An 8,948-nucleotide genomic window follows, 5' to 3' on the forward strand; every position below is an offset into this window, starting at 1 on the left:
AATGATATCGAATCATTGTTTTTTAGCGAGCTTATATCCCCATAAATAAATTTAGGGGCTTTACGCTCGCATTTGGTAAATTATCAAGCTCATTTAGAAGAAGCTAGTGAACGTGCAAAAAATTTCAAGAAAACAAGTAATGATGCAGTTTATTTTGGCAAGCGTGCTATTAAAATAATCGGTACAAATGAAGATGTACAAGCTTGTTTAGATATAGATAATGCTTTAGATTATGAAGTGGAATTGGCGGTAATCATAGGCAAAACTGGCAAAAATATACCTGTGGATAAAGTAGAAGATTATATTTTTGGTTATAGCATTTTTAATGATTTTTCTTCACGTAGATTGCAATTAAAACATATGCAATGGTTTAAGGGGAAATCTCTAGATACTTATAGTGCTATGGGCCCTGTTATTTTGCATAAATCAGCTTTGCCATTTCCTGTAGAAGTGGATATAAAATGCAGTGTAAATGGGGAACTTCGTCAAAATTCAAATACAAAATTATTTTTGAATGATATACCAAAAGTAGTATCAGAATTATCGCAAGGAATGACTTTAGAAGCAGGAGATATCATTGCTACAGGTACACCATCAGGTGTGGGCATGGGATATAAACCAGGAAAATGGCTAAAATCTGGAGATGAAGTAGTTTGTGAAATTCCTCCAATCGGTAAATTAATAAATAAAATCAAATGATTTTTGGAAAAAGAGTAGATTTTAAAATCTGCTCTTTTAATTTTGTGTTTATTGTGTAAAAAAGAAAAGACATTTAGCAATGTTTTTAATATATGAAAGCATAGTATTTATAAAAAAAAATATATATAATAGTAAACGTTTAACGAGTTAAATTACTTATTATTACTAATAATAAGTACAGGGAATATAAATAAAAAAATAGTAAAGGAGATCATAACATTATGTTTAATATCAGAGTAATCATGTTGATTATGCTTAGTTTTGTATTGGGTACTTGTGAATATGTGGTTATTGGTATTTTGCCGAATATTGCAGAAGATTTGAATGTATCAATCACGCAAACAGGTTTATTGATTTCTGCATTTGCCATAGTTTATTCAGTGGGTGCACCTTTGATTACGGCATATCTATCAAGATTTCCTAGATATCGTACGGTTTTAAGCTTAATGTTTTTATTTACACTAGGTAATGTGGCTTGTATGTTAGCACCTAATTATCCTGTAATGTTGGCTTCACGAATATTTTTGGCAGCTGTATCTAGTGCTTTAATTTCAATGTCAATGACATTTGCTCCAGATGTTGCACCAAGAAAATACACTTCTTCAGTAATATCTTGGATTTTTGCTGGCTTCAATATTGCTTCAGTATTTGGTGTGCCATTTAGTATGTTTATCGTACAATTTGCAAGTTGGCGTTTAGCATTTGCCTTTATCGTTGTTGTTAGTATTCTATTGTTATTATTAATGGTTAAATTTTTACCAACGAAAAACTTACCACCAACTAATAATATTATGGAACAATTAGTATTATTAAAAGATAGACGTATTATTATGGCAGTAAGTGCGATGATTTTAAGTGGTTCTTCTGCATATTGTTTCTATACTTATTTATCCCCGATTTTATTAGATAAAATGGGCTTATCTGCTAATTTATTGACTTTAGCATTTGTTATCTTTGGTGTAGCGGCAATGATTAGTAATTTGTTATCTCCTATGCTCAATTATTGGGGCGGTATGCGTATTTTATGGATGATATTTGCAGGACAAGCAATATTTTCTATTTTATTAACATTTACTATGGAATCATTTATTTTAGGCAGTGTGGTTATTTGCTGTTTAGGTGTATTGATGTATTTATTAAATACACCAACACAGATGTATTATTTACAAGTGTCCAAGAAATTCTATCCAGGAACTTTAGCATTAGCAGGTTCACTGACATCATCTTCATATAATGTAGGTATTGCAGTAGGTTCTTTTGCTGGTTCATTATCTGTTGATTTAGCAGGATTAAACAGTGTAGGTATCACAGGTGGGGTATTTGCTATTTTGGCTACAATCATAAGTTATTTATTAGCAAGTAGAATAAAAAGAGAGTATAAAGAAGTAATTGCAAGAGCAATGCGTATGTTAAATAAATAATAAAGAAGGCTTTTCTTAGTAGGGAAAATGATACTAAGAAAAGCCTTTTACTATTTATTTAGATTTTTAATGATATTAATAGCGATTTCTTTGGCAGTGGAACTTAATGCTTGAGGATTTTTAGGGTCATCTAAACGTACAGAATAATATGTTCGTTGATTATTTATTTCATAAAAACCAGTGAACCAAGCATCAGTATTTTCACCGTTTACTTTACCAAAACCAGTTTTGCCATAAATTTTTAGACCAGTGTTATTATCTTCATAAACTAACATTAATTCTTTTAGTTTAGCTAAAGCCATAGGATTTTCATTGGCAGAAAATAGGCGATTTAATAATTGTACTTGTTCTAATGGTGAAATCTTTAAAGAAGTTTCTAGCCAAAATCCTTTTAAATCTCTAGGGTCATCATCTAAATCTGTTTTTCCGTCCCAATCAGAAATATCTTTATTGCCATAATCGAACTTATCGATATATTTTTGCATAGTATCTTGTCCAATTTCATCAATGACTTGGCGATAATACCAAACACAAGATGTTTTAAATGCTGTATCTAAATCGATATCTTTATTCCATGCATCATACCAATAAATAGTACCATTCCATTTTCGAAGAGAATTATTAGCGTCAATAGTCTTATTGTCTAAAGCTACATAAGTGGAGAAAATTTTAAAGGTAGAGCAAGGAGAAGATTGTTTGGTGCTTAATTCATCATTGTAAATATTATATGTATTTGTATCTGGTGTATAAAATACAGCAGTACCATTGATATTTTCAAAATAAGAAGATAAATCAATGGAATTTTTTGTTGTTTGAGTTGTTTGCATGGAAGTGTTTTGATTGCTTGATGAAGTTGAATTTTCAGCAGAGGTGCAATTTGTAGTGAATAAACAAATTGTTATAACGCAGATGATTTTTACAAGTGTTTTAAACATAAAAAAATCCTTTCTATAAAATATGATTTTTAATATTATAACATAGACTTAAAAATTTTCAATAGATTATAGAAAGGATTTTTAATTATTTTATATTATTTATTTTATAGCAGTAACTTCATAGCCTGCTTCAACAATGGCATTAGTTATTTGCTCATCTGTAACATTTTGATTTACATGAATAACAGCATTTTTATTTTCAAGACTTACTTTTACATCACTGACACCATCTATTTTTTCCAGTGCTTCTGTGGCATGTTTTACACAGTGTTGGCACATCATACCTTCAATAGATATAATTTTTTCAGTTTGTTTTTCACTATTTTTGTGGAATAAATTATTTAATAATCCCATATTATCGTCTCCTTTTGATGTATTTAAATCTATTGCTTGAATATTTATGGCAGTAGATGAATTATCTTTATTTATGGATGAAGTTTGATAATTATTTTGGAAAAAACGCAAACGAAGGGCATTAGTTACGACAAAAACGGAGCTAAAACTCATGGCTAGGGCACCAATCATAGGATTTAGTTTTAAACCAAAGGTTGTATAAAATAAGCCCATGGCAATAGGAATACCTATGATATTATAGATAAATGCCCAAAAGAGATTTTCACGGATATTTTTGATAACGGCTTTACTTAATTTTATAGCAGTTACTACATCTAGTAAATTGTTTTTCATCAAAATAATATCAGCGGAATCAATAGCGATATCTGTACCAGCCCCGATAGCAATACCAACATCAGCACGAGCAAGTGCAGGTGCGTCATTTATGCCATCACCTACCATAGCTACTTTTTGCCCTTGATTTTGAAGTTGACGGATTTTGGCTTCTTTATCTTGAGGTAATACATCAGAAATTATATTATTTTCCTCAAGATTTATTTGCTTAGCTATCTGTTTTGCTGTGAGTTGATTATCACCAGTCAACATATAGATATTGATACCGAGATTTTTTAATTCTTGAATAGCTTGGGGACTTGTTGCTTTAATTGTATCAGCGATAGCTATTAAGCCAAGGATTTTATCATCTTTAGTAAAGTATAAAGGTGTTTTTCCTTGCTGGGCTAATTTATTACCTAGGGAAAATAGATGTTCATTTTCAATATCATGAGCGATTAATAATTTTTGATTACCTGCAAGACAAATGGAATTGTCAATAATGCCAGATAATCCTTGCCCTGCTATTTGTTTAAAATTTTCTACAGCTAAAGTTGATATATTGTGTTTATCTGCTACTTGAAGAATGGCTTCACCTAAAGGGTGTTCGGATAGTTTTTCTAATGAAGAAGCAACGGTCAATAATTGTTGAAGTGTTACTTCTTTTGAAGTATAAATATCTGTTACTTGAGGTTTGCCTTGAGTTATTGTGCCTGTTTTGTCGAGAACAACTGTATTGATATTGTGAAGAGTTTCTAAAGCTTGAGCTGATTTAGATAAAATACCTAAACTTGCACCTTTGCCTGTGCCTACCATGATAGCCGTAGGTGTAGCAAGTCCTAAAGCACAAGGACAAGAAATAACTAATACACAAATACCGATAGATAAAGCAAATTCTAAACTTTCGCCCTTAAATAGCCAGATGATAGTGGCAATAATAGCAAGTGTTATTACAATAGGAACAAAGATAGCACTGATTTTATCAGCAATTTTGGCAATAGGTGCTTTGGAACTAGTGGCATCATCTACTAAATTTATGATTTGAGCTAAAGTAGTATTTTCGCCAATTTTAGTAACACGCATTTTAAAATAGCCTGATTTATTGATTGTACCACCAATTACAGTTTGGTCAATGGTTTTATCACAAGGAATAGGTTCACCAGTGAGTGAAGATTCATCAATAACGCCATGACCTTCAATAATAATACCATCTGTAGGAATACTTGCACCTGCTTTGACGATTAGAATGTCATTTAGTTTTACATCATCAATAGAAATTTCTTGTTCTTGATTATTTTCTAAGCGAAGAGCTGTTTTCGGTGCTAAATTCATCAATTTGGTGATAGCATCAGATGTTTTATTTTTAGCTCTACTTTCGAGAAATTTCCCTAAAGTAATCAAGGTCAAAATCATACCTGCTGATTCAAAATATAAATCCATACTGAAATGATGAGCTGTAGATAAATCTCCATGACCTAAGGCAAAACTTATTTTATAAATGGCATAAATACCATAGATAATGGCAGCACTTGAGCCAAGGGCAATCAAAGAATCCATATTAGGCGAAAGTTGAAATAATGTTTTGAAGCCTACGCTATAATATTTGAAATTGACGAATACTATAGGAATTAATAATAAAAATTGAGTAAAAGCAAACGAAAGTGCATTTTCTGTACCTAGAAGTAAAGAGGGCATAGGTAAGGAAAACATATGTCCCATAGAAATATAAAATAGAGGTAACATGAAAATAATAGAGATAAATAAACGTTTTTTCATTTGTGTATGAATATCTTCTGCTTTATTTTCAATTTTTGTAGGACTTTGTTTGTCCAAAGATTGATTATAATGCAAAGAAGCACCATAGCCAGCTTTTTCTACAGCTTGAATAATTTCATTTATGGATAATAATTTTTCATCAAATTCCACAACCATAGAATTTTTTAGTAAATTCACCGAGTGATTGATTATACCAGGTAATTTACCGACAGCTTTTTCTACTCTACTAGAGCAAGCCGAACATGTCATACCTGTGATATCAAAATGTTCTTTTTGCAAGAATATCACTTCTTTTCTTTAGGATATATAATTTATATATCAAGTATAATAAAAATGATAATTAATTTCAACATTTAAAGGGATTTTTCTGATAAATGTATTTTCGTTTAGATTATTTCCCCATCTTTTGGTACGAATATATAATCGGTTAATTTATGTTGAGTGATAAATTCGCTTAATTGTTGACGGTTTAAAGTGGCATGACCTACAGTATCTAAATGACTAGCTATTATTTTTAAATTAGGAGCATATTGATGAAGTTTTAAAATATCATCAGTTCCCATGATGATAGAGCCACTATGTTCAAATTGGGCATCCGCACAGTTGATGATAATTTTAGCAGGTGCATATTGAGCAATAGCATTTTTAACAAAATCACAAAATATAGTGTCGCCAGCTAGATATAAAGTTTCTTCATCTTTATGTTGGAAAATAACCCCCATAGCTTCATAGCGGACACTCATATTAAAATAATTACTTGTAAATTCAAAATATGGTACTGTTAGAGCTTTTATGCCATGTTGACAATCAACTTTATAGAGTTTGATATCATCAAATGAATTGCCTTCTTTTGTTAAAGCTTCGATATTAGTAAAGCCGTGATTTATCAATAATTGTTTATCAATATCATCTTGAAGGTAGATTTTTAAGTCTTTAGGTAGTGCATGAACTGCAAATTCATCAAAATGGTCGATATGGTAATGTGTTAAAATTACAGCATCAATATTATCAATGATTTTGGAAATGGCAAAGGGTAAATCTACAAGAGGCCATTTAGTATTGGGATTAAAACATTTTGGTATTGGTGGATAAAAATCTTTAGGTGCAAACATCGGATCAATCAGAAATCTTTTATTTGCATATGTTATGATTAAAGTAGCGTTGCGTATTTGTTGAATTTTCATCATAAAAATCCTTTCTGATATAGATTTGTAAATTTGTTATAATAATATCATGGATAAAAATGTTTATGAAGAAGGTACTTTAAAGTATTATAGTTTCTTCAAAGATAGTAAAGAAATGGAAGAGGAGCAATATGGAAAAAGAATTATTACCTTGTGATGTAGCTGTATCTTTACAAATTTTTGGAACAAAGATAAAAATATTAGTAGTTAAAGAATTGTTAAAAGGAACAAAAAGATTTTCAGAATTAAATAGAGCTATTCCTTGTACACAAAAAGTATTAACATCTAATTTACGCGAATTGGAAAAAGATAAAATCATATCTCGCAAAGTCTACGCTGTAGTTCCACCTAAAGTGGAATATTCTTTGACGGAAATAGGCAAAACAATAGAGCCTATAATAAACTTGATGAGTAAATGGGGAGCGTATTATAGGAATTTATAAAATCTATTTAAGGAATAAAAGAAATGGAGAATTTAATAAGTAATGATATATTATTTTTCAGGAACTGGAAATTCGTATCAAGTGGCGAAATTATTGGCATATTTAACACAAGATAAAATGCAAGATATCAGCACTTTAAAAGATTGTAAACATGATGATAGTGTAATGGGATTTGTTTTTCCTGTACATTGTTATGATGTTTTAGATTTAATGCAGGATTTTATAAAAAAATTAGAGATAAAAAGCGATAAGAAAATATATTGTTATGCTGTAGTTACTTGTGGCGGTAAAGTAGGAAATACTTTTATAACAATGCAAGATTTATTAAAAGCTAAAAATATAAATTTAGCATATAGAAATGAGGTATATTTACCAGATAATATCTTAAGTTTTTGGGGTAAAAAATACAATTATAACTCATTGAATACGTATAAAGATAAAGTATTAAAAATTGCAGAAGAATTAAATCAACGCAAGACTAGCAATAATGTTTTAGTAAAAAAATCATGGTGGTATATAATAAAAAAATATATTTCATGGTTGTTTATAAATAAATGTTTACAAAAGAAGACAATCAAAAAGAATTGCATTCATTGTAAGCGATGTGTAAAACTTTGTCCTACAAACAATATCATTGAAGAAGCAGGAAAAATAAAGTTTAAGTCAAAAAATAATTGTATATACTGTTTAGCGTGTATTCAGTGGTGTCCAATGCAGGCGATTAATTTTGGCAATTATAATTTAAAGGATAAACAATATCATCATCCAGAAGTAGTAGAAAATGAATTGTTTAAACGTTGATGAGGTGTAATTATGTTTAAATATGTGAAGTATATATTAGTAGTTATGGTATTAGGTATGGGTTTAATAGCTTTTAATCAAATAGCAAAAGCTGATAATGAAGTTGTAGATGTAGGTGAAAATATCAGCTTTCGACAAATTGATCCTGAACAAGCAAAACAGTTTATGGACAGTGAAGAAAATTATGTGATTTTAGATGTAAGAACTAAACCAGAATATGAAGATGGTCATATTAAAAATGCTATATCTTTGCCAAATGAAGAAATTAGCCCTGATAATAAACTATTAGACGAATTATTATCTGATAAAGAACAAATGATATTAGTTTATTGTAGAAGTGGTAGAAGAGCTACAGATGCTTCAATTAAATTAGCTAAGATGGGTTATGTAAATGTTTATAATTTTGGTGGCATTGTAAATTGGCCATATGAAATTGTGAAATAGATATAAAATTATTGATGAAGATAGGAGTTATATATAATGAATAATAGAGCTGAAGCATTTAAAAAATTTTTAGAGGAAAAAAATATTAATAGTTTTCAGGTAAATGAATTTGAAAATAATGAATTTAATACAGTAGTTTTTCGTTCAAATCTTGATATTAAAGGACAAAAATTGCCTGTACTTGTTATTTTAGATGATAGTATTTATGGCATGATAAGGGTTTTGTAGCAGCTAAGGCTTTAAATAAAGATAATGAAACAGAACTAAGAATAGGGATAAATGAATTAAATAAAACATATAAGTCATTTAAATATTATTTTGACAATGAAGATAATTTAATTTTAGATTGCTGTATTCTTCTCAACGAAATAGAAAAAGAAGGTAACTTGATTTATACTATGTTTGATGTGATTATAAAACATTTGAATAATGAGTATAAAAATTTGATGCAGTTAATTTGGAAATAAGAGATACAATGCTTAAGTATTTATTATGAATTAATAAATAAATATTTAAGCATTTTTTTATTGACATGAAGTTTACCAAATGCGAGCGTAAAGCCCCTAAATTTATTTATGG

Annotated in this window: 9 protein-coding genes; 6 read left to right on the forward strand and 3 right to left on the reverse strand. The window is 29.5% G+C overall.

Annotated features, from left to right (window positions below):
* The first annotated feature begins 72 nt into the window (after positions 1–72).
* Positions 73–699, forward strand: coding sequence for a fumarylacetoacetate hydrolase family protein (locus BMX03_RS10560; RefSeq protein WP_255361490.1), 627 nt, complete (start codon positions 73–75; stop codon positions 697–699).
* 221 nt (positions 700–920) lie between these two features.
* A complete protein-coding gene (locus tag BMX03_RS10565) occupies positions 921–2,120 on the forward strand; it encodes an MFS transporter (protein ID WP_091695321.1) in 1,200 nt (399 codons plus the stop codon).
* A 50-nt stretch (positions 2,121–2,170) separates the two neighbouring features.
* Here the strand turns inward: BMX03_RS10565 and BMX03_RS10570 are convergent, their stop codons facing one another.
* From BMX03_RS10570 to BMX03_RS10580, 3 genes are all read right to left on the reverse strand, one after another.
* A complete protein-coding gene (locus tag BMX03_RS10570) occupies positions 2,171–3,055 on the reverse strand; it encodes a penicillin-binding transpeptidase domain-containing protein (RefSeq protein WP_091695325.1) in 885 nt (294 codons plus the stop codon).
* 99 nt (positions 3,056–3,154) lie between these two features.
* On the reverse strand, positions 3,155–5,776 hold the full coding sequence (locus BMX03_RS10575; protein ID WP_091695328.1) for a heavy metal translocating P-type ATPase: 2,622 nt from the start codon (positions 5,774–5,776) through the stop codon (positions 3,155–3,157).
* Between the two features lie 107 nt (positions 5,777–5,883).
* The gene (locus tag BMX03_RS10580) at positions 5,884–6,684 is read right to left on the reverse strand and encodes an MBL fold metallo-hydrolase (protein ID WP_091695331.1); all 801 of its coding nucleotides are present in this window, start codon (positions 6,682–6,684) and stop codon (positions 5,884–5,886) included.
* A gap of 128 nt (positions 6,685–6,812) precedes the next feature.
* On the opposite strand from BMX03_RS10580, the gene BMX03_RS10585 reads away from it, so the two are divergent.
* Genes BMX03_RS10585 through BMX03_RS11455 form a run of 4 tightly spaced genes read left to right on the forward strand, consistent with a single transcriptional unit; the run spans position 6,813 to position 8,597 of the window.
* Positions 6,813–7,124 (forward strand): winged helix-turn-helix transcriptional regulator, encoded by a 312-nt coding sequence (locus BMX03_RS10585; protein ID WP_015563352.1) that lies wholly within the window; start codon positions 6,813–6,815, stop codon positions 7,122–7,124.
* A gap of 42 nt (positions 7,125–7,166) precedes the next feature.
* Positions 7,167–7,925, forward strand: coding sequence for an EFR1 family ferrodoxin (locus BMX03_RS10590; RefSeq protein ID WP_091695335.1), 759 nt, complete (start codon positions 7,167–7,169; stop codon positions 7,923–7,925).
* 12 nt (positions 7,926–7,937) lie between these two features.
* Positions 7,938–8,369 carry a rhodanese-like domain-containing protein gene (locus BMX03_RS10595; protein WP_022228610.1) on the forward strand — a complete coding sequence of 144 codons (432 nt, stop codon included), beginning with the start codon at positions 7,938–7,940 and terminating at the stop codon, positions 8,367–8,369.
* 36 nt (positions 8,370–8,405) lie between these two features.
* Positions 8,406–8,597, forward strand: coding sequence for a thiamine pyrophosphate-dependent enzyme (locus BMX03_RS11455; protein ID WP_022228611.1), 192 nt, complete (start codon positions 8,406–8,408; stop codon positions 8,595–8,597).
* Positions 8,598–8,948 lie beyond the last annotated feature (351 nt).

The organism is Megamonas sp. Calf98-2, from assembly GCF_900110235.1.
In the GTDB taxonomy this organism is placed as follows: domain Bacteria; phylum Bacillota; class Negativicutes; order Selenomonadales; family Selenomonadaceae; genus Megamonas; species Megamonas funiformis.